At 66.4% G+C, this 19,646-nt stretch carries 18 protein-coding genes and 1 tRNA gene; 7 read left to right on the top strand and 12 right to left on the bottom strand.

Going from position 1 to position 19,646, the window contains the following annotated elements; translation table 11 throughout:
- Positions 1-2 precede the first annotated feature (2 nt).
- The gene (locus IBJ06_RS01795; protein ID WP_292157267.1) at positions 3-527 is read left to right on the top strand and encodes a demethoxyubiquinone hydroxylase family protein; all 525 of its coding nucleotides are present in this window, start codon (positions 3-5) and stop codon (positions 525-527) included.
- Here IBJ06_RS01795 and cobT read toward each other — a convergent pair.
- Complete coding sequence (gene cobT / locus IBJ06_RS01790) at positions 524-2,395, bottom strand: cobaltochelatase subunit CobT (RefSeq protein ID WP_292156807.1); 1,872 nt, start codon at positions 2,393-2,395, stop codon at positions 524-526. The two genes, IBJ06_RS01795 and cobT, sit on opposite strands and share 4 nt — an antisense overlap.
- Positions 2,396-2,944: 549 nt before the next feature.
- Positions 2,945-3,496 (bottom strand): inorganic diphosphatase, encoded by a 552-nt coding sequence (ppa, locus tag IBJ06_RS01785; RefSeq protein ID WP_292156806.1) that lies wholly within the window; start codon positions 3,494-3,496, stop codon positions 2,945-2,947.
- A gap of 128 nt (positions 3,497-3,624) precedes the next feature.
- Between ppa and IBJ06_RS01780 the strand changes: the two genes are divergently transcribed.
- Positions 3,625-4,335 carry a DUF599 family protein gene (locus IBJ06_RS01780; RefSeq protein WP_292156805.1) on the top strand — a complete coding sequence of 237 codons (711 nt, stop codon included), beginning with the start codon at positions 3,625-3,627 and terminating at the stop codon, positions 4,333-4,335.
- Between the two features lie 240 nt (positions 4,336-4,575).
- On the opposite strand, the gene IBJ06_RS01775 is transcribed toward IBJ06_RS01780, so the two are convergent.
- Positions 4,576-5,457, bottom strand: a complete 882-nt coding sequence (locus IBJ06_RS01775) for an N-formylglutamate amidohydrolase (RefSeq protein WP_292156804.1) — start codon at positions 5,455-5,457, stop codon at positions 4,576-4,578.
- Between the two features lie 139 nt (positions 5,458-5,596).
- Here IBJ06_RS01775 and cpdR point away from each other — a divergent pair, with 139 nt between their 5' ends.
- A complete protein-coding gene (cpdR, locus tag IBJ06_RS01770; protein ID WP_292156803.1) occupies positions 5,597-5,953 on the top strand; it encodes a cell cycle two-component system response regulator CpdR in 357 nt (118 codons plus the stop codon).
- Between the two features lie 75 nt (positions 5,954-6,028).
- Positions 6,029-6,103: transfer RNA gene (locus IBJ06_RS01765), tRNA-Val, on the top strand.
- Here IBJ06_RS01765 and IBJ06_RS01760 read toward each other — a convergent pair.
- Positions 6,082-6,264 (bottom strand): hypothetical protein, encoded by a 183-nt coding sequence (locus IBJ06_RS01760; RefSeq protein ID WP_292156802.1) that lies wholly within the window; start codon positions 6,262-6,264, stop codon positions 6,082-6,084. The two genes, IBJ06_RS01765 and IBJ06_RS01760, sit on opposite strands and share 22 nt — an antisense overlap.
- A gap of 39 nt (positions 6,265-6,303) precedes the next feature.
- Between IBJ06_RS01760 and IBJ06_RS01755 the strand changes: the two genes are divergently transcribed.
- The gene (locus tag IBJ06_RS01755) at positions 6,304-6,516 is read left to right on the top strand and encodes a helix-turn-helix domain-containing protein (RefSeq protein ID WP_292156801.1); all 213 of its coding nucleotides are present in this window, start codon (positions 6,304-6,306) and stop codon (positions 6,514-6,516) included.
- A complete protein-coding gene (locus tag IBJ06_RS01750) occupies positions 6,516-7,823 on the top strand; it encodes a type II toxin-antitoxin system HipA family toxin (protein ID WP_292156800.1) in 1,308 nt (435 codons plus the stop codon). Before IBJ06_RS01755 ends, IBJ06_RS01750 begins: the two co-directional genes overlap by 1 nt.
- On the opposite strand, the gene IBJ06_RS01745 is transcribed toward IBJ06_RS01750, so the two are convergent.
- The 3 genes from IBJ06_RS01745 to IBJ06_RS01735 form a co-directional block, all read right to left on the bottom strand.
- Positions 7,820-8,671 (bottom strand): site-specific integrase, encoded by an 852-nt coding sequence (locus IBJ06_RS01745; protein WP_292156799.1) that lies wholly within the window; start codon positions 8,669-8,671, stop codon positions 7,820-7,822. The genes IBJ06_RS01750 and IBJ06_RS01745 overlap by 4 nt on opposite strands.
- Positions 8,672-8,793: 122 nt before the next feature.
- Positions 8,794-9,201: a hypothetical protein gene (locus IBJ06_RS01740; RefSeq protein WP_292156798.1), complete on the bottom strand. Its 408-nt coding sequence runs from the start codon at positions 9,199-9,201 to the stop codon at positions 8,794-8,796.
- Positions 9,202-9,346: 145 nt separating this feature from the next.
- Positions 9,347-9,913 carry a hypothetical protein gene (locus tag IBJ06_RS01735; RefSeq protein WP_292156797.1) on the bottom strand — a complete coding sequence of 189 codons (567 nt, stop codon included), beginning with the start codon at positions 9,911-9,913 and terminating at the stop codon, positions 9,347-9,349.
- Between the two features lie 67 nt (positions 9,914-9,980).
- Between IBJ06_RS01735 and IBJ06_RS01730 the strand changes: the two genes are divergently transcribed.
- Positions 9,981-10,331, top strand: coding sequence for an XRE family transcriptional regulator (locus IBJ06_RS01730; protein WP_292156796.1), 351 nt, complete (start codon positions 9,981-9,983; stop codon positions 10,329-10,331).
- Between the two features lie 619 nt (positions 10,332-10,950).
- On the opposite strand, the gene IBJ06_RS01725 is transcribed toward IBJ06_RS01730, so the two are convergent.
- From IBJ06_RS01725 to IBJ06_RS01705, 5 genes are read right to left on the bottom strand one after another with little or no spacing between them, the layout of a single operon-like run.
- Positions 10,951-14,094 (bottom strand): type I restriction endonuclease subunit R, encoded by a 3,144-nt coding sequence (locus IBJ06_RS01725; protein ID WP_292156795.1) that lies wholly within the window; start codon positions 14,092-14,094, stop codon positions 10,951-10,953.
- Positions 14,094-16,226, bottom strand: a complete 2,133-nt coding sequence (locus IBJ06_RS01720) for a DUF262 domain-containing protein (RefSeq protein WP_292156794.1) — start codon at positions 16,224-16,226, stop codon at positions 14,094-14,096. Before IBJ06_RS01720 ends, IBJ06_RS01725 begins: the two co-directional genes overlap by 1 nt.
- 22 nt (positions 16,227-16,248) lie before the next feature.
- A complete protein-coding gene (locus tag IBJ06_RS01715) occupies positions 16,249-16,665 on the bottom strand; it encodes a hypothetical protein (protein ID WP_292156793.1) in 417 nt (138 codons plus the stop codon).
- The gene (locus tag IBJ06_RS01710; protein ID WP_292156792.1) at positions 16,662-17,999 is read right to left on the bottom strand and encodes a restriction endonuclease subunit S; all 1,338 of its coding nucleotides are present in this window, start codon (positions 17,997-17,999) and stop codon (positions 16,662-16,664) included. Before IBJ06_RS01710 ends, IBJ06_RS01715 begins: the two co-directional genes overlap by 4 nt.
- Positions 17,992-19,599, bottom strand: a complete 1,608-nt coding sequence (locus tag IBJ06_RS01705) for a class I SAM-dependent DNA methyltransferase (RefSeq protein WP_292156791.1) — start codon at positions 19,597-19,599, stop codon at positions 17,992-17,994. The genes IBJ06_RS01710 and IBJ06_RS01705 overlap by 8 nt, the downstream gene beginning before the upstream one ends.
- Positions 19,600-19,646 lie beyond the last annotated feature (47 nt).

The following is a 19,646-nucleotide window of genomic DNA, read 5'->3' as shown; positions in this document are numbered from 1 at the left end:
GGATGAACCGGGCGCGGATGGCCGAGATCCTGCGGGTCGACCACGCGGGCGAATATGCGGCCGTCCAGATCTACCGCGCCCAGCGCGCCGTCTTTGAAGGGCGGAAGGGCAAGTCTCCGATCAGCGAGGACCTGACCGAAATGGAGGGCCACGAACAGGTGCATCTGTCGCGGTTCGAGGCCCTGCTGAACCAGAACCGCGTCGCGCCCACCGCCGCCCTGCCCCTGTGGCATCTGGCCGCCGGCGTGCTGGGCGCGGGCACCGCCCTGCTCGGTGAGAAGGCGGCCCATGCCTGCACCGAGGCGGTGGAATCGGTGATCGAGCAGCACTATGCCGACCAGATCGCCGAACTGGCCGACCGCGAGCCAGAGCTGGCCCGCGAGCTGGCGCAGTTCCGGGCCGAGGAAATGGCCCACCACGACCACGCCGTCGAACACGGCAGCCGCGACGCGCCCGGCTATCGCCTGCTGTCCTCGGTGATCAAGGCCGGCTGCCGCGCCGCCATCAAGGTCAGCGAGCGGATCTAGGCCGCGCGCCTGAGCCGTCGGCCTGAGCGCTCCGTCCTGGGTTTGGCGTCGAACAGTTCGGCCAGTTTCTCGATCATGGCGCCGGCCAGCTGGTCGACGTCGGTGATCATCAGGGCGCGGCGGTAGAAGCGGGTCACGTCGTGGCCGATGCCGATGGCCAGCAGTTCGACGTCGGACCCGGCCTCGATCATGCCGATCACCTGGCGCAGGTGGCGTTCCAGATAGTGGACCGGATTGGCGGTCTGGGTGGTGTCATCGACGGGCGCGCCGTCCGAGATGACCATCAGGATGCGGCGCGCCTCGGGGCGGGCCAGCATGCGCTCGTGCGCCCACGCCAACGCCTCGCCGTCGATGTTCTCCTTGAGCAGGCCCTCGCGCATCATCAGGCCCAGATTGCGCTTGGACCGGCGCCAGGGGGCGTCGGCGGTCTTGTAGATGATGTGGCGCAGCTCGTTCAGCCGCCCGGGGTTGGCGGGGCGGCCGGCGGTGATCCAGGCCTCGCGCGGCTGGCCGCCCTTCCAGGCACGGGTGGTGAAGCCGAGGATCTCGACCTTGACCCCGCACCGTTCCAGCGTGCGAGCGAGAATGTCGGCACAGACGGCGGCGACCATGATCGGCCGTCCGCGCATCGAGCCGGAGTTGTCGATCAGCAAGGTGACGACCGTGTCGCGGAACGGGCTTTCGCTCTCGGCCTTGAACGACAGGGGCGCGGTCGGGTCGGTGATGACGCGCGTCAGGCGGGCGGTGTCCAGAACGCCCTCCTCAAGATCGAACATCCAGCTGCGGTTCTGTTGCGCCAGCAGGCGGCGCTGCAGCTTGTTGGCCAGGCGAGCGACGACACTGGACAGCTGGATCAGCTGCTGGTCCAGCAGGGCACGCAGGCGGTCCAGCTCGACCGGGTCGCACAGCTCCTCGGCGGCGATGACCTCGTCAAAGGCGGTGGTGAAGGCGCGATAGACGGAGGGGTCATGCCCCCCCTCGCCTTCGGTGCGACCGGGGCGCATGCCTTCCTCGGTATCCGACGCCTGATCCGACTCCTGCCCGTCGGCCTCGGCGGGCGTGCCGTCCGGACGGCTGTCGCGCTCGCCTTCGGAGCCGGAGTCCTCGCTACGGCCCTCGGGGGAGTTGTCCTCGCTGTCGCCGGTGTCGGGGTCGTCGCTGTCGTCCTCGGTCTCGGAGGGGGCATCGTCCTGAGCCTCGTCCTCGCCCTCGCTGTCGTCGGCCTCGTCCGCCTGACCGTTGCCGGGATCGAGATCGAGGGCCTTCAGCACCGCCTGCATCTCGCGGCCGTAGGCCTGCTGATCGTCGAGGGTGGCGACCAGCCGGTCGAGCGCCGGACCGGCCCGCTCGATCAGGTCATCGCGCACCAGATCGAGGGTGGCGGCCGCCACTTTCGGCAGGGGGCGTTCGCCGAGCCGTTCGGCCAGCAGCAGGCCCACGGCCTGATCCAGCGGCACCTGATCGGCCTGGGTCACGCGGACAAGGCCGCTGCGCTCCATGCGGGTGACGAGGGCGGCCTCGAGATTGGCGCGAACCCCCGCAAGGGCGCGACCGCCCACAGCCTCGACCCGGGCCTGTTCGGCGGCCTCGAACACCTCGGCGGCGCGACTGTCGACGGGGGTCAGGGTCCGGTGCAGGCTGTCGTCGTGGTTGGCCAGCCGCAGGGCCAGCCGGTCCGCCTGTCCGCGCAGCGAAGCGCTCTCGGGGCCGGAGGGGTCGCGCGGCGGGTGCGGCAGGGTCAGGACCCCGTTCGACAGACGCGGCCCGTCCGAGGCGAACACGACCTCAAGCTCGTCCTGTTCGGCGAGGGCCCGCGCCGCATGGGCGAGGGCGCGCTTGAAGGTCTCGGTCGGTGTGTCCGGCGGCATGACCCTGACCTAGCCCCGGCAGGGCGCGGGGGAAAGGGGCGGGGAATTGAGACGGTGAGAAAACACCGTCTGAATGGTCTGAATGGTCTGAAGTGGGTCCTCCCCCATCGGGGGAGGGGGACCATCCGAAGGATGGTGGAGGGGGCCAGCGGCGGTGGAAACAGGCGCGCTTACGGCCAGTGCCAGCTCTGCCCCCACCACCCCAGCGCTGCGCGCTGCGGTCCCCCTCCCCCGATGGGGGAGGAATAGACACCGTCTGAACCGTCTGAACCGTCTGAATGGTCTGATTTCGCTCTCCCGCACGGCGGTCCTGGCAACCGGACAGTATGGATCAGGCGCGGGCCCGGTCGGTCAGAACGGTGCGCGAGAGGGCGGGGGCGTTGAAAGCGTTGGTTTTTTGGGCGGTGGCCATCATGGTCACCGCCCTCAGTCCGGCGTCATCCTCGGGCTCGACCCGAGGATCGGGGACGTCCGAAACGGTTAACGGTCTGCCCGGACCGATCCTCCGATCAAGTCGGAGGATGACGGGACCTCGGGACCGACGGGGCGTCAGCCCTTCTGGTCGGCTTTCAGCTTGTCCTGGTGGGCGCGGATGCCCTGGGCGATGAGTTCGGCGGCCTCGCCGGCGTCGCCCCAGCGCTTGACCGTGGTTTCCTTGTTCTTCTCCAGGTCCTTGTAGCGGGTGAAGAAGTGCTGGATCTGGTCGATCATGATGGCCGGCAGCTGACGGTAGCTGGCGACGTCGGTGTAATAAGGATGCAGGGCGTCGACCGGCACGGCCAGGATCTTTTCGTCCATGCCCTTTTCGTCTTCCATGATGAGCACGCCGATCGGGCGCGAGCGGATGACGCAGCCCGGCACCACCGGCGTCGGGTTCAGCACCATGACATCGCAGGGGTCGCCATCCGCCGACAGGGTGTGGGGCACGAACCCGTAATTGGCCGGATAATACATGGCCGTATGCAGGAAGCGGTCGACGAACAGGGCACCCGAGGCCTTGTCCATCTCATATTTGACCGGCAGGCCCCCTTGCGGGATTTCGATGATGACGTTCAGGTCCCAGGGGGGATTGGGTCCGACGGGGATGGCATCGATGTTCATGACGGGTCTATTGTGCACTTGCGAAACGGGGAGGCGCGCGTGATAGGCAAACCCGGCACCAGTAGCAAGCGTTCCGCGCAAGGCCCGACGCATCGGGCGGCAAGGGCATTCTTCATGAGGCGTTGCCTATGACTCCGCTCGACTGGGCTGCCGTGGCGCTCTTTACCCTGTGCTGGCTGGGCTATGAGCCGGTCTTGCGCGTGCTGTCGCGGTCGGTCGGCACCCTGAATCAGGACATGCAGCTGGTCCGACGCGTGTGGATGTCGGCCATGACCCGGCGGGAAATCCGGCTGGTCGACAGCCAGCTGATGGGCCATTCCATCAATACCGCATCGTTCTTTGCCTCGACCAATCTGCTGCTGATCGCGGCGGTGGCGGGCATATTGTTCGGGGGAGAGGCCGCGCTGCGCGGCTTTGCCGTCGTCGGGGCCGAAGCCGTGTCCCTGCCGCTGCTGGAAGCCAAGCTGGCGCTGATCCTGATCTGTCTGGTGCGGGGACTGCTGGATTTCATCTGGGCGATTCGCCAGCTCAACTACACCCTGGCGGTGATTGGATCAGTGGGCGAGGACGACGGGGCTCTGGATCGGGAGGCGCTTGGCCGGGCAGCGGGCGATCTGATCAATCCGGCCCTGGCCTCCTTCAGCCAGGGGGTGCGGGCCTACTATTTCGCCCTGGCGGCCGCGGCCTGGCTGATGGGGCCGCTGTGGCTGAGTGTCGGGGTGGTGGCGGCCTTTTCCCTATTGATCTGGCGGCAGGAAGGCTCGCCGGCGGCGCGGGCGATCCGCAAGGTGAGGGCGGTGCTGGAATCGGATTCCGGGAAGACCCCGTCGGGGCGCTGAGAGTGAGCAGTTGCAGCCGTTAACGGGGTATTTTTTGACTTTGAAACGGTTACATCGGTGAAAATTGCCGTTCTCCCGTTACAATCCGTGACAGCGGGTGAAAAATAGCCGCTTGACGGATTGTGCACCGCAACCTAACTTGACCTTGACGCCTTCGGGCGTCTTGCCCTTCCTGGGCGTTTCCTCCCTATAGACTTTCATGCCGCGCCCCCGGGCGCGGCATTTTTTCTGTCCGGTGGATCAGGAGACGAGACCGATGGCCTCACGCGCCAGGGTATCGATCAGGCGGTTGACGACGCCCTGGCAGCGGGCCCAGCCGGGCCCCGGCTCGATGCGGGCCTCGTCCAGATACAGGGTGCGCGACAGTTCGATCTGCAGGGCGTGAAAGCCTTCGCCCGGGCGTCCCCGGCGTTCAGTCGTCCAGCCGCCGGCATAGGGCTGGTTCAGGGCGACCTTCAGCCCCTCTGCCCCCAGCAGGGCCGAGACGCGGCGCGTCAGGGCCGTGGCGCAGGAGGCGCCGTGCCGGTCGCCGAGAACGATCTGCGGAAAGCCCGGCAGCGGTCGCCGTGCCGGCGGACTGGCGCGCGGGCCAGGCATGGAGTGCCAGTCGATCAGCACGGCCACGCCGTGGCGGGCGCGGGCCTGTTCCATCAGGACATCCAGCGCCGCGTGATAGGGGGTATGGACCGTCGCGATCCGGCGGGTGACCTCCGCAAGGCTCAACCGCTCGCGGTAAAGGGGCCGACCGTCACCGGTCAGGCGGGGCACGACCCCATAGCCGGCCCCGGCCCTCGGCCCGCCCCCGGCCCCCGCCGGAAGGTCATGGATCAGGCCGGGGTCGAGGTCATCCGGCGCCCGGTTCAGGTCCAGCCAGGCGCGGCCGTGGGTGGCCAGCAGCACCGGTATCCCCTGCCCGGGCGCGCCCTCGATCAGCCGGTCGACCAGGGCATCCTCGGCGCTGCGCAGCGACACGTCGGCCAGGTCGGGATCAAACCCGGCCGACGCCGGATAGAGGCGGCCCGAATGCGGCGAGGCGAACACCAGCGGGCTGGCGGCATCCCCGACGGGGGAAAGCAGGCGAAACGGAGCCCCGGCCGATGCATCCCCGTCTTCGCCCGTCATACCCCCTCTCCCTCTGGCCCTGTCGAATCCCTGTGGACAGGGATCAATGATTTTCATGGCCGGTTTACGCTTGTCGCCTTAACCTTTTCCGCAGGTGAGGCAAACGGCCGATCGGACTGACGGCCCTGGGGACCCTTTGATGGCACGCATTCTTCTGGCGGAAGACGATGGATCGCTGCGCGGCTTTCTGACCCGGGCGCTGGAGCGGGCCGGTCATGAGGTCGTCGATTGTGAAAATGGCGATGACGCCATCGATGCGCTGGAGCACGGGCCCTATGACCTGTTGCTGACCGATATCGTCATGCCGGGGGCCGACGGCATAGAGGTGGCGCGCGTGGCCGCCGCCCGCCAGCCGGGCCTGCGCATCATGTTCATCACCGGCTTTGCCGCCGTGGCCCTGACCGCCGCCCAGAGCACCCCCCAGGCCAAGGTGCTGTCCAAACCGGTGCACCTGCGCGACCTGGTCGGCGAGGTCGAGAAGATGATCGCCGCTTAGCGCTTGCAGTTTCGAGGCGAGGCGGGTTATACCGCGCGCCTTCCCGCCCCGGGGATGCCCTAGGGCCGTCACGGCGGACGCGTAGCTCAGCGGGAGAGCACTACGTTGACATCGTAGGGGTCACAGGTTCAATCCCTGTCGCGTCCACCATTCTTTTCAATGACTTCGCTGGCCAGCAAGCCCTCGCGACGAGGGCCTGCCCATGATTGGCCCATGAAACGATGAATCTGCCCGATCGGGAAGATTCCGCTGTTTTCCGTGCATTGCAGACCGCGATCTTCCCGCTCGGGAAGATCGACCTTGACCGACACGGCCCTGTAGGGCAATCTTCCCGCTCGGGAAGAACGCGCATGATCGTCACCGCAGAGGATTTCGGCCGGCAGGTCGCCGATGCTCGTAGGGCTCTCGGCCTGACCCAGCGCGACCTCGCCCTGGCGATCGGAACGGGCGAGCGCTTCATCGTCGAACTGGAGGCGGGCAAGGCCACCGCCCAACTCGGCAAGGCGCTCGCAGCCGCCAAGGCGGTCGGCATCCGGCTGGAGAACACGGCGGGGCGTCGCTGATGCCGACGCTGTTCCATCGGGACAGGCCGGTGGCCGAGGTCACGCCGTCGCCGGCGGGGCCGACTCTGGCCTACGAGGAGGCTTGGCGCGCCTCACCCGACGCCTTTCCGGTCTCGCTGTCCATGCCGATGGACCAGACGGCCTGGCCGCCCGAGGTGGTCGTTCCCTGGCTGATGAACCTCCTGCCCGAGGGTGAGCCGATGCGCGCCATGCAGCGCGCGCTTGGTGTCGCCCAGGAGGACGTGCTCGGCCTGATCGCGGCCACGGGGGGCGACCTCGCTGGCGCCCTGCGCGTCGGCGGCCCCCGTGAGGCGCATGGCGACTACCGTCCCGCGAACGCCGAGGATCTTGAGCGGATCATCGGAGAGTTGCCGCGCAAGCCCTTCCTCGCCGGAGACGAGGGCGTGACCATGAGTCTGGCGGGCGCCCAGGACAAGCTGCCGGTCGCCCTGCTCGATGGTCAGATCGCCATTCCGCTGGACGGTGCGCCGTCGACCCACATCCTCAAGCCCGACAACCCGCGCCTGACCGGCAGCGTCCAGAACGAAGCGCTGTGCATGGTGCTCGCGGCGCGGTGCCGGCTGCCTGCGGCTCCAGTCACGACGGGTCGGACCGGCGACCGGACCTACCTGCTCGTCGACCGCTACGACCGGGCAGGCCAGGCGCCCGCCGCCACGCGCCTGCACCAGGAGGATTTCTGCCAGGCGCTCGGCCTGCCGCCGGGCGCCAAATACGAGCGTAACCAGACCAGCGTGCGCGGGCCCTCGCTGGCCGACATGTTCACCCTGGTCCGCCGGCACATGACCGCGGTCGACATCACCCGGCTGCTGGACGCGGTGATCTTCAACATCGCCATCGGCAACGTCGACTCTCACGCCAAGAACTACTCGATCCTGCTGACCGCGGACGGCGCCGCCTTGGCCCCGCTCTACGACCTGATGAGCGGCCTACCCTGGCCGAGCATCACCCAGAACCACGCCCAAGCCGTCGGCGGTCAGGTCCGCGGCCGCCACATCCAGGCCCGCCACTGGCGCCGCATGGCCGAGGCCTGCGGCCTGGCCCCGGCCGCGACCGTGCGGCGGGTGATTTCCCTGACCGGCCGCATCCAGCGCGAGATCGGCCCGGCCGCCGAGGCGGTCGCCGCCATGCCCGCTGGCGGCGGCGCCTTCCTGGACGCCGTCGTGCATGACATCACCGAGCGCGCCGCCCTCGTCGGCAGAAACGCCGCGCGCGACGACGGCGGCGATGACGGCGATGGTGAGGAGCGGGCCGCTCGGGGCGAAGCGTTTCCGTCCTCGACGAGCTAGGCGCTGCGCCGCCGGCTTAGGGCCTTGCGGGCGTTCTCCATGTGGTCGGGGCAGTGGTGGCCGTAGACTTCGCGGATGGTCTTCTCGCTCGTGCCGGTGAAACCGGCGACCTCCCAAGGCTGAACGCCGGCCTGCAAGAGCCAGGTGATGCAGGTGTGTTTGAGCGTGTGAGGGGTTACCTCCTCGCCTAGCTTGGCCAGAACCCGGGCCGAGTCGAAGCCCCGCCTGACGCGCTGGATCGTTTCGCCCTTGTATTCACAAGGGCCCACCGCCGTGATCCGCCGCCAGCGGCGCAGATGCGGCAGGAGGGCGTCCGGGATCGGACAGGGCGGGCGGGCCTTTCGGGTGTCTCGCTCCATCAGGCCTTTTCGGTAGATGCGACCTGCGGCGAGGTCGACCCAGCCGGCGTAGGCGCTCGGCTCCCAACGCAGGGCGAGAACCGCCGCGCTGCGAGTCGCGGTGTGCAGGGCGATCAGAATGAACCGGGCCACGTGGTAGTTGGGGGCCGTTACGCGCCGCCACCCAGTCCCGCGGCCGGCGCCATCGAGGCCGGTGGGCTCATATCCCAGAGCGCCCCGGAGCAGCCGCTGGACTTCGGGTTTGGTCAGCCAGCGGGCCTCCGGCGCCGCGTAGTCGGGCTTCAGGACGGGGATCGGCCGGTCCAGCTTGCCCGCCCGATGGGTGTAGTTGAGCGCGGCGCCGAGCGTGTCCAGTTCACGCTTGGCCGTCGACACCGCCACTGGCTGGCGGCCGACCTCCCCTGTCGTCCGCGCCTTCACATAGGCCTTCGAGGTTTCGGCGTTGATCTGGTGACAGGTCATCTCACCGAAGAACTCGGCCAGCCACATGACGTGGGTAGCCTCCGGCCCCCGGTGATCTTCGGCTAAGTTGTCGAGGTAGTAGATCAGGCAGTCGGCGACCGCGACCTTCCGGGGGTCGTGGTCGCTGAAGTCGGGTTCGTGCTTGGCCGCTAGGTAGCGCGCGAGCGCTTCCTCCGCCTCTCGCTGGCGATCAGGGCCGCAGCCTGTGCTGACTTCAAGTCCGTGGTCGAGGATGACGTAGACGGGCGGACGACCTGCGCGGCGACGGAGGAGGAGGCGTGGGGGTTTGCGGGGCGGCGGCACCGTTCTCTCATTTCCTGGATGTAGTTGAGCGTCGTCTTGCGGCTGCGGCCGACGGCCTCGGTGGTGAGCAGCCCCCGGTCGGCCATCCCCTTCAGGGCCGCGGCGGAGACCGAACCGTCAGGGAAGGCAAACCGGGCGGCGTTCGCAAACGTCAGGGGCGTGTCCGGCCCGAGCCAGTCCGGAAAGTGGGCGGGGCGGCTGGCCGGTTCGGCGGCCCGGCGCTCACCAGCATCACGATCATTGCGGTCAGTCATCGACGACATTCCAAAAGGTTCCCCGCCCGGCGGGCGCCGGGCGGGGTAGTCACCCCATCGTCGTCGAGGTCACCCTACCCCACAGCACCGTCCGGCGCAAGCCCTGAGTTCTGTTAACCCTTTGACTGTAAAGGAATGTTTTGCGTCAGCGGGCCCAATCGGCGCGGACGAACGCCTTCTCCAGGAAGCGGGCGATCTTGTCCCACTCCTGCCCCGTGCGCCCGCCGAGCGCAGCCTTGGCGCGCACCTCGGACAGCAGCGTCTCGCGCCGGACATACTCGACCAGGCGGTCATACTCCTGCCGGCGGACGCCGCGCGCCGCAGCCGCCCGCGCTTCCAGACGCGGGAGATCGAGGGCCCCCTTCAGGCGGTTGGCGCGGTCGCTGACGACGCGGACGTTGCCGACCACGTAGCCGTCCTGCGGGCGGATACGGTCGAGGGAAGGGGAACGCTCGCTCCGCTTGCCCCCGGTCTGCAAGGGCAGCCCGAGCACGGGGCACGACGGGGGGATCACGATCGAGTCACGCGGGAGGTTGAAGGTCAGGTTCAGCCGCCGGGCGCGCTTGCGGGCGCGTTCCCAGATTTCGCGCGCCGGACGGCGACGGCGACGGTCCTGAAGGTAGCCGCGCATGTACGCGGCGTTGCAGGCGCGGCAGGTCTCGCGGTGGAGGGTCCGGCCGTGGACGGGGCATTGCGGCGAGAGGGACAACATGGTCAACTCCGATAAGGCATATATTGCCTAACGAATTCGCAGTTGGTCGTAAGAGTCAAATTTAATTTTGAGGCGCAACAAGCACATTGACCCGGATCACCCGACCGGCGCCCAATTGCGGGCGGCCCGAGGGCTGTTGAATGTCTCGGTCCTCGAGGTATCTGAGCAGACGGGCTTGGTCCCCAACACCATCAAGCGGGCCGAGGGGACCAACGAGCTGTCACCGACCACTCGGGCCAACGCTCGTCTGTTACTGCGCTATTTCACCGAGCGCGGGGTCGTGTTTGTCCCTGGCGACGACACCTGCGGGCCAGGCGCCCGCCTGGCGCTCGGAGCGTCGTTCAAGGGGGAGCGCCGGCGCAGCCGCAGGGGCGGCGAGGAAGACTCCGTCGGCCCCAACGACGACGAGCCGAACTAGACGACATTCTCGTCACGCGGCCGGCCATGGCATCGGTCGGGCGCCTGCGGGCTCCACCTCTCCAGAGAACGCACGCAGGCCCGTCGACACAGACCGAAATTCTTCGAGAGTCTTCTGGCTACTCTCGGTCGTGTCGGCCCGAGACAAGAGCCTGCCCCGCCGCATCTGAGTCACGAAGGTGGATTCGCTACTCAGAGGCCCATCCTCAAAAATCGGCGGAGGTGGGCCCAAAAAAATCTGGCCGAAGGCCTCACTTAGTACCCTGTAATTATTCGACATTCACATAATCATGACTCAGGCGAGTCACGCTGCCCCCGAACCGTGACTCACGGGCGGGTGTGCCGATCTGGCACAGGGCGGACCCATAATCGTGACTCACGCCTTCGGCGGGGTCCGGCGGAGATGCCCATAATCGTGACTCGGATTGCGCGTTGATTTTGCGAGGGAAATCGGCGCGTCGGGCGTTGAGTCACGCTACGCTTGAAAGGTGACTCAGATGAGATTTTCACCTAACCGGCTGAATCCATGAACAATTCGACTGTTCTGGGTGACCGAAGGTCCGCCGGGGGCGGGGCTGGGGGGTTCACCCCCGCCCCCGGCGGGCGCGGCGACGGGGCGATCAAGCGGCCCGTAAGAGCGTTTCAGCTTGGGCCAGGACGGTCTGCACAGCCAGATCAGACAGGTCCGGCGGATAGCCGAACCGTCTGAGGATGCGCTTGACTAAAATGCGCATGCTAGCCCTGGCGCTCTCGCGGTGGTGCCAGTCGACGGTGACGTTGCCGCGGAGCTGTTCGACCAACTCGTGCGCAATGATCCGCAGCTGCTCGCTACCCAGCACATCGACTGCCTTCTGGTGTTCGGCAAGCGCGTCGTAGAAGGCGAGCTCTTCTTGGGACAGTCCGGTTTCTTCTCCCCGGGCGTACGCGGCCTTCAGATCCTGCGCGAGGCCAATCAGTTCCTGGATCATCTCCAAGGCCGACACGGCCCCCGCATGATAGCGCGCGACCGCCGTCTCAAGACGTTGGCTGAAGGCCTTGCTCTCCACGACGTTGGTGCGTGACCGGCTCTTGATCTCGCCCGCCAAGAGTTTTTTCAGCGCCTCCAGGGCGAGGTTCTTCTTCTCCATGCCCGCCACCTCGAGCAGGAACTCGTCCGACAGGATCGAGATGTCCGGCGTCTGCAAACCGGCGGCTTGCAAGATGTCGATGATCTCCGCGGACGCGATCGACCGGTCAATCAACTGCTGGACGGCGAAGGTCTTCTCGGCGGCGCTCAGGCCGCCCTTGGCCGAGCTCTTGGCCAGCGCGGCGCGAATGGCCTGGAAGAACCCGACCTCGTCCCTGATTTCGCGCGCGGCGTCGCTGGCGGACGCCAGAGCGAAGGCTTTGCCCAAACCCAGAACCAGATCGTGGAACTGGCGGTGAGCCTGCTTCTTCGCCTCGAGGGACGCGACCTTGGCGGCTTCCGCCTCTGACCACTTGAGCACCCAGTCGATGGCGCCCGCCAGACAGGCCAGCCGTTGTGTCGGCGAGCCGGAAACCCCGGGTTCGTAGTCAAAGCCATGGAAGATGCCGCGCACCACCTCGTAGCGCTCCATCAGGACCGCGACCGCCTCTTCCTCGTTGATGCCTGTCTTGTCCCGGTCCGCCTGGGTGTACTGACCGAGCGCCGACTTCAGGTTTTGCGCGATGCCGATGTAGTCGACGACCAGACCGCCGGGCTTGTCGCGGAACACACGGTTGACGCGGGCGATGGCCTGCATCAGCCCGTGTCCGCGCATCGGCTTGTCAACGTACATGGTGTTCATGCACGGCGCGTCGAAGCCGGTCAGCCACATGTCGCGGACGATCACCAATCGGAGCGGGTCAGCCGGATCGCGGGCGCGCCTGGCCAGCAGGTCCCGCCGCGCCTTGTTGCCGATGTGCTTCTGCCAGGCGAGCGGGTCGGACGCCGAGCCGGTCATGACGATCTTCACTGCGCCCGAGGCGTCATCATCCGCGTGCCAGTCGGGCCGCAGCGCCACGATCTCGTTGTAGAGGCTCACGCAAATCCGGCGGCTCATGCAGACGGCCATCGCCTTGCCGTCGAGAGCATCGATGCGGGCCTCGAGGTGCTTCACCAGATCGGCGGCGATCTGCTTGAGGCGCTTGCTGGAGCCGACCAGCGCCTCCACCGTCGACCACTTGGCCTTTGCCTTCTCGGCCTCGGTCAGGGTCTCATCGGCGACCAGCGCCTCGATCTCGGCATCGATCTTGGGCTTCTCGTCCTCGTCCAGTTCGATGCGGGCCAGTCGGCTCTCGTAGTAGATCGGCACGGTGGCGCCGTCCTCGACGGCGCGGCTGATGTCATAGACGTCAATGTAGTCGCCGAACACCGCGGGCGTATTGACGTCGTCGGCCTCGATAGGCGTGCCGGTGAAGCCGATGAAGGAGGCGTTCGGCATCGCCTGCCGGACATAGTGGGCGTAGCCGTAGCGGCGCTCGCCGGTTTCGCGGTTCAGTTTGGAGTCGAAGCCGTACTGGCTGCGGTGCGCCTCGTCGGCCATGACGATCACGTTGCGGCGATCCGTCAGCTCCGGAAACCGCTCCTCGCCGCGTTCAGGCGCGAACTTCTGCAGCGTGGTGAAGATGACGCCGCCGGACATCCGGCTCAGCAGGTCCTTGAGATCATCTCGGCTGTCCGCCTGTTCGGGCGTCTGGCGAATAAGGTCGCGGCACAGGCCGAAGGTCGAATAGAGCTGGTCGTCCAGGTCGTTTCGGTCGGTCAGCACGACCATGGTCGGGTTCTCGAGCGCTGGCGCCCTGACCACGAGGCCGGCGAAGAAAGCCATCAGCAGGCTCTTGCCTGAGCCCTGGGTGTGCCAGATCACCCCGATCTTCCGGTCGCCGTCAGGACGGGTAGCGGCGACGGCCTCGGCCAGCGCTTTGCGCGCGCCGTGGAACTGGTGATAGCCCCCGATGATCTTGAAGGGCCCGCGGTCGCCGTCGCCAAAGACCGTGAAGTCGCGGATCAGGGCCAGGAAATGCTCGCGTTCGAACACCCCGCGCAGAAGAGTCTCCAGCTCGGGCGAGCCCTTGTGCGTGAAATCGTCGTCCGCGCCGGTGATCGTGCGCCACGGCATGAACCGCTCGAAGTCCGCGGTGAGCGACCCGATCCGCGCCTCGACGCCGTCAGACGCGACCAGCACCGCATTCGTGCGGAACAGGCTCGGGACCTGCGCCATGTAGGTCTGCAGCTGATTGAAGGCGTCGGTGGTGGTGGCGTTCTCGGCCGCGGCGTTCTTCAGCTCCAGCACCGCCAGCGGCAGGCCGTTGACGAACAGCACCAGATCCGGGCGCCGGTTCCATGAGCCCTCGACCACGGTGAATTGATTGACCGCCAGCCAGTCGTTGGCGTCCGGGTCGGCGAAGTCGATCAGCCACACCTTCTCCGAGACGATCCGCCCGTCCGCGGCCCGATGCTGCACCCCGACGCCATCGGTCAGCAGCCGATGGATGCGGCGGTTCTCCTCGACCAGGGACCCGGTCTCGCTCGACAGCAACTGACGGATCGCTTCGTTGCGCGCCGCTTCCGGCACATCAGGGTTCAGCTTCGCAAGGGCCGTCTCGAGCCGCGGCAGGAGCACGACGTCAGAGAAAGCCAGGCGCTGCGGCGCCGGCCCGTCCGGCGCGATGCTGGTCCCGTGCAGATGGATCCAGCCGAGGTCCTTCAGGATCTCGATGCCGGCTTGCTCAACGACGTCCTCGGAAAAGCCGCCGGACATCAGGCGTACCGTTCGGCCATGTACGCCTGCATCTCGCTCATCGGAAGCTCACGTGAGGCGTTTCCGTTGCGGACATAAAACTTCTCGGACGGCTGGCCGTTCTTGTCGAGAACCTTGGTCACGAGCGGCTTCGAGGCCTGCGAGATCACCACTTGGCAGATCTCCGTGTCGCCGACGACCGGGAAGTTGACCTTCACTTTCGAAGCGACGAAAGCGGCCCCGTAGGCGCTGGTCAGAAGGTTGCGAAGGTGCAGTTCGTACTTGTCGCAGTCCGCGCCGCCCAAGGCAGCGTAGTCCTGGTCAAGACCCACCGGAACACCGTTGTCATCCACGCCGATCAGCAGCGTGCCGCCTTGGCTGTTCCCGAACGCCGCCACCGTCTTGATGATGACGGCCTCCAGAGCCTTATTCACCGTGCCCTGCTGATAATCCCAGCGCAGCGAGGACTTGAACTCGAGTTCGTCAGACTCTCCTTCGGCGATCAGGTCTTCGATCGAGACCTGCGTGGCGGTCGCCTCGGTGACCGCGATCCCCTCGAGGAAGTCGTTCAACTGACCGGCGAGCATCTTTCTCCGTTCGGCGAGAAATAGCTCGAAGTTCTCGAGCCGCCACAGCTCCGGATCCTCGGGAATGCTTTGCAGCTTGAGGGCGTTCGGCGAGCGGGCCTTCACCTCGGCCAGGTAGTCCGCGGCCTCCTTGGCGGACTTGGTCCGGTTCGCCACCTGGGTCAGGATCGCCCGGTTCGTGACCTCCTGGGCCAGTGAATACTTGATCCGGTTGTCCTTTCCGTATCCGGCCGCCTTGAGTCGCGAGAACGGGAAGATGTGGTCGTTCTCGAGCTGGTACCGTTTGCCCATCGTCTGACGCAGCGCCACGCCGGTCGTCAGGCAGACCGCGTTGCGGCTCTTGAAGTACCAGCGCATCAGACCGAATAGCGGATGGCCAATGGCGCGCCCCTCGAACTCGCCCGGCGTGATCGGCAGCGGCCGCTCTTCCTCGATCACCTTCAGCAGGTCATCGAACGGGCTCGTGGACTCCCCCAGCATGCGCAGGTCGCGGTCCAGTTTCTGCGGAAGCTGGCTGATATAGCGGGTCCTGATCTGCGAATAGTAGAACCACTTCACCACCTTACGGATTTCATCCTCGGTGAGGTGGCCGCCTTCCTTGTCGTAGCAATAGACGATGATCGGGATCAGGGCGTAGACGGAGTTGATCTCGTCCGTGTGGTCCACATAGGCGGATGACCGCATCAGGCTGACGACATAGTCCAGCACCTGACCATCCAGCCGCGCCCACGCCGCACGAATGCGCTCGTCGTTTTCGGGCCCATGCAGCTTGCGCATGTCGGAGCCCATGTGGTGCAGGCAGCCGAGCAGAACATAGACAATGAAGTCCAGCTTGAAGACGAAGCCCTGCTCCGCCAGCTGGGCGAGCTTGGCCTTGAACAGGTCCCGGGCCTGGGGCCAGTAGCCGGAGATTTGGGCCAGGGCGAGTTCGGCGTCAGTCAGGGCCACGCCGCTGGCGTTCACCTTGTAAAAGATGTCGATGGCTTCGCGCAGGGTGGCCTTGATCGGGATGGTTTGCTCGGGGAAGTCGCGGTCCAAAATGCGCTCCACCGCGCGGATCCAGTCGTCGATCCGGTCCTCGCGCGCCCCGTCCACCTCTTCGCCGAGCGCCTTCAGTTCATCGCGGATGTCACGGGCCCGGACGCGCTTCTGGAACACGTCGGTGATGTTCCGCCAGCGGGGGTCCTTCTCCATTTTCAGTTTGGAGTAGTATTCGAGTTCGCCGGTCTCAAGGTTCACGTGCAGGCCGCGGGTGTCGTGGATGATCTCGGCCTGGGTGTAGTAGGGCGGCAGGGTCCCGCGGATCAGCATGTACAGGGTGGTGATGCGCTGCTGTCCGTCCAGCAGGAGACGGATCGCGCCCTGCTGCTCGTTGTACTGATAGGGGCCCTTCAGCTCCGGCGGCGCGTTGGTCTCCCACGTCAGCATGGTGCCGGTGGGATATTCCTTGATCAGACTGTCCAGCAGCTCCTTGGCGTGTTCGCGCTTCCAGACGTATTCGCGCTGAAACGCCGGCACGAACAGCTGTCGCTCGTCGATCTTGTCGAGGATGGTGGAGATCTTCATGTGCGCCGCCCCCCTGGCGGTTCTAGATTGTGATACGCGCCGCCGAGGCGGACAGCACCTGGTCGAGGATGGCGCCCAGGTCGGTCAGCGTCTCGGGGACGAAACAGATCAGGTCGGCCGAGCCGAGCTGGGGCATCTTCTCCAAGGCGCTGTGCCGCCCGTAGAGCGGGGCGCCGTCCTTGCCGATCTTGGTCCAGAGCGCCGAGGCCGGCTTGTTCTTGCCTTTGGTCGCCAGCGACCCGGCGGCCCTGGCGTGCACCCACAGATTGGCGCTGCTCTTCGGGTCCTGCTCGAACATGATCTCCAGCGGCGTTCCGCCGTCGGCGCGAAGCACATAGCGGCGCGCCTTGCTGTCCTGGTGACCCATCGGGTGCACCTCACCCAGGCCGTCGAGAAGGGCGACGGCGGCGGCCTTGATCGTCTTCTTGTCCAAACTCACGCCGCGACCTCGCTGGCAAATTTGGCGGACTCGCCCACTCGGACCTGCCCGGACATCAGACGGGGCAGCAGGTAGTCGCGGGTTTCGGCGAGGGTGCGGTTTTCTCGGCCGTTCGCAGAGATGCGATCGAAGAATGCATCTACGAACGCACTGAAAGCATCGAGAACGGGGCCGGTGGGTATGGCCATTGGCCACGCCTCCAAGCTTTCGGCTTGGGCACGTTGGCGGCCCGACGTCCCCGTCATGCTCTGGATGGCATGACTGCGATAGTCGTCGTTCCGGCACAGCAGATAGGGCAATGCCCGCGGCGTTCCCGGCCGTGCGCGATGCACGATGAACTCCGTCGAGCCCCAGCCCACAGGGAACTCTTCGGTCAGGAAATCGACGAACGCGGCCTTCCCGTTTTCCAGGCAAGGAGTGATCCGAGCGAGTAGCGCATCCCCGTTACGAAACCGCATCCCTGACCCGAAATCGCGCATGATCGGCAAATCCGCGTTGCTTCCAACGGTCGGGAGCGAAGACATGTCCGAGTAAGGGGCTGCCGCCCCCTTTCTCAGCGGTTCCCTTGGATTGAACTCGATCAGGGCGCCCGCCGCCCCCGCCGTCCAGCCCTCGGGCAAGCCTTCTTCGCCAAGGGTTGCGGGAAACAGCCCCGCGACTTCGGCAGCGCGGGCGGGGTCGGCGGAAAGCCCGCCCATGATGGCGACCGGGTCGGTCTCGCCGGCCAGCTTGCGGCGCACGGGGCCGAAGTCGACGAACCAGTCGCGGAAGATCGCCTGGGCCATCGCCTCCAGCGTCTCGTTCATCCGCCGGTTCAGCTCGATCTTGTCTTCGTAGGGAGAGACAATAGATGTGATCCGTCGCTGCTCATCGAGCTCTGGAACTCCAACCACCATGCGCTTCAGGTCCTGAAGCGTTACGTGACCTAGCCCGGTGGTCTGCTTGTTCCGGGCGATCTCGGCAAACCGGGGCTTCAACCATCGGAGAACGAAGAACAAGAACTCCTCGTCGATGCCCTCGTCCGGCGTGACCTTGAAGATGTGCTGGTTGAGCCAGCCATCTTCGCCTCGCCACCGGAACACGTCGATGGAAGTGTCTGGGTTGCCCGACCAAGAGAACAGCATGTCCCCGGCCCTAACGAACACCGACTGATCGTAAGTCGCTGACGTCCGTGCGGTTTGCGGGGTGATGCCTGCCTTAAGCTCAGCGATCTTGATTACCGGGCGGCCGCTCGGCGAGAAGTCGATATTCTTGAATGCTAGACCGTTCTTCCACCGAGCCAGCTCATATACCGAGCGCTCACGCCAGCCTGCGAAGTCACGGCGATCATACATCGGGCTGTGCTTCAAGTATGGCCGCGGCGATCTTCGCCTCCAGTGCCCGCCCCTCGGCGAACTGCTCCGCCAGCTTCGACCGGAGCGCCCCGAACCGCTCCTCAAACGGCACGCCGTCACCCTCCTCGTCCGCTGCTCCGACATACCGCCCTGGCGTCAGCACGTGCCCGTGGCCGCGCACCTCCTCCAGCGACGCCGACTTGCAGAAGCCTGGCTCGTCGGCATAGGGCGCCAGCCCCTGCGCTTCGTTAGCCTCCGGCTTGTTGCGCCAGCGGTGGTAGGCGCCGGCGATCCTGTCGATGTCCTCGGCCGAGAACTCCCGTCGCGTGCGATCGACCATGTGGCCCAACTTGCGGGCGTCGATGAACAGGATTTCGCCGCGCCGGTCGCGGTGGCCGTTGGCGCTCTTGTCGCGGGCCAGGAACCACAGGCAGGCGGGAATCTGGGTCGAGTAGAACAGCTGACCCGGCAGGGCGACCATGCAGTCGACCACGTCGCCCTCGATCATCGCCTTGCGGATCTCGCCCTCGCCCGACTGTTGCGAGGACATCGAGCCGTTGGCCAGCACCACGCCTGCCGTGCCGCGCGGGGCCAGGTGGTGCAGGATGTGCTGAAGCCAGGCGAAGTTGGCGTTGCCCTTGGGCGGGGTGCCGTAAACCCAGCGCGCGTCACCCTCCAGACTGGGCTGCCACCAGTCCGAGATGTTGAACGGCGGGTTGGCCATCGCATAGTCGAACTTCAGCGTCGGGAAGGCGTCGCGGATGAACGAACCCTCGTTGTTCCAGGCGATGTCGGCGTCGATGCCGCGCACGGCCAGGTTCATCTTGCACAGCCGCCAGGTCGTGTGGTTGCGCTCCTGGCCATAGATGGCGATGTCGGATCGCTTGCCCTGGTGGTCTTCCACGAACCGTTCGGACTGCACGAACATGCCGCCGGAGCCGCAGGCCGGATCGTAGACGCGGCCGTGGGTCGGCTCCAGCACCTCTACGATGGTGCGCACCACCGACCGCGGCGTGAAGAACTCGCCGCCGCGCTTGCCCTCGGCCCCGGCGAACTGCGAGATGAAATACTCATAGGCCCGGCCCAGCAGGTCCTGGGCCCCGTCGTGGCCGACCTTCATGTCGACGTTGGAGAACAGGTCGACCAGTTCCCCCAGCATGGTCTTGTCCAGCTGGGGCCGGCTGTAGATCTTGGGCAGCACATCCTTCAGGACGGTGATGTTGGCCTTCTCGATCGCCTCCATGGCGTTGTCGATCAGCCCGCCGATGTCGCCTTTTTTCTCGCGGCCGGTGGTGACGTCGGTGAAGGTGATCTCGGGCCGCTTGGCGTTGGCCTGCAGATTGGCCCAACGCGCCTCAGGCGGCACCCAGAAGACGTGGGCGGCGAGGTATTCCTCGGGATCCTCGGGGTCGGCGTACTCCTCGCCCTTCAGCTTCTCGTACTGAGCCTCGAACGCCTCAGAGATGTACTTCAGGAAGATCAGCCCGAGCGCGACGTGCTTGTACTCGGACGGCTCCAGATTGCCGCGGAGCTTGTCGGCAGCCTTGAACAGCTCTGCCTCGAACCCGAGGTCGCCGCCGGTTACTTTTTCACTTGCCATACAAGCCCCCCACACTCTTTCTAATAGGCGCAGGGGGGAGGGAGATG

The organism is Brevundimonas sp., assembly GCF_016742135.1.
In the GTDB taxonomy this organism is placed as follows: Bacteria; Pseudomonadota; Alphaproteobacteria; order Caulobacterales; family Caulobacteraceae; genus Brevundimonas.
The sequence above is the reverse complement of the archived record's forward strand: the minus strand, read 5'-3'. Positions and strand labels throughout refer to the sequence as shown.

Bases quoted from the DNA above. Each gene is read 5' to 3' on its own strand.
- ppa (WP_292156806.1), bottom strand. From the start codon at position 3,496: ATGAACATCGATGCCATCCCCGTCGGACCCAATCCCCCCTGGGACCTG.
- cobT (WP_292156807.1), bottom strand. From the start codon at position 2,395: ATGCCGCCGGACACACCGACCGAGACCTTCAAGCGCGCCCTCGCCCAT.
- IBJ06_RS01710 (WP_292156792.1), bottom strand. From the start codon at position 17,999: ATGTATGATCGCCGTGACTTCGCAGGCTGGCGTGAGCGCTCGGTATAT.
- IBJ06_RS01740 (WP_292156798.1), bottom strand. From the start codon at position 9,201: ATGACTGACCGCAATGATCGTGATGCTGGTGAGCGCCGGGCCGCCGAA.
- IBJ06_RS01735 (WP_292156797.1), bottom strand. From the start codon at position 9,913: ATGTTGTCCCTCTCGCCGCAATGCCCCGTCCACGGCCGGACCCTCCAC.
- cpdR (WP_292156803.1), top strand. From the start codon at position 5,597: ATGGCACGCATTCTTCTGGCGGAAGACGATGGATCGCTGCGCGGCTTT.
- IBJ06_RS01775 (WP_292156804.1), bottom strand. From the start codon at position 5,457: ATGACGGGCGAAGACGGGGATGCATCGGCCGGGGCTCCGTTTCGCCTG.
- IBJ06_RS01745 (WP_292156799.1), bottom strand. From the start codon at position 8,671: ATGTGGCTGGCCGAGTTCTTCGGTGAGATGACCTGTCACCAGATCAAC.
- IBJ06_RS01725 (WP_292156795.1), bottom strand. From the start codon at position 14,094: ATGTCCGGCGGCTTTTCCGAGGACGTCGTTGAGCAAGCCGGCATCGAG.
- IBJ06_RS01755 (WP_292156801.1), top strand. From the start codon at position 6,304: ATGATCGTCACCGCAGAGGATTTCGGCCGGCAGGTCGCCGATGCTCGT.
- IBJ06_RS01705 (WP_292156791.1), bottom strand. From the start codon at position 19,599: ATGGCAAGTGAAAAAGTAACCGGCGGCGACCTCGGGTTCGAGGCAGAG.
- IBJ06_RS01720 (WP_292156794.1), bottom strand. From the start codon at position 16,226: ATGAAGATCTCCACCATCCTCGACAAGATCGACGAGCGACAGCTGTTC.
- IBJ06_RS01750 (WP_292156800.1), top strand. From the start codon at position 6,516: ATGCCGACGCTGTTCCATCGGGACAGGCCGGTGGCCGAGGTCACGCCG.
- IBJ06_RS01795 (WP_292157267.1), top strand. From the start codon at position 3: ATGAACCGGGCGCGGATGGCCGAGATCCTGCGGGTCGACCACGCGGGC.
- IBJ06_RS01780 (WP_292156805.1), top strand. From the start codon at position 3,625: ATGACTCCGCTCGACTGGGCTGCCGTGGCGCTCTTTACCCTGTGCTGG.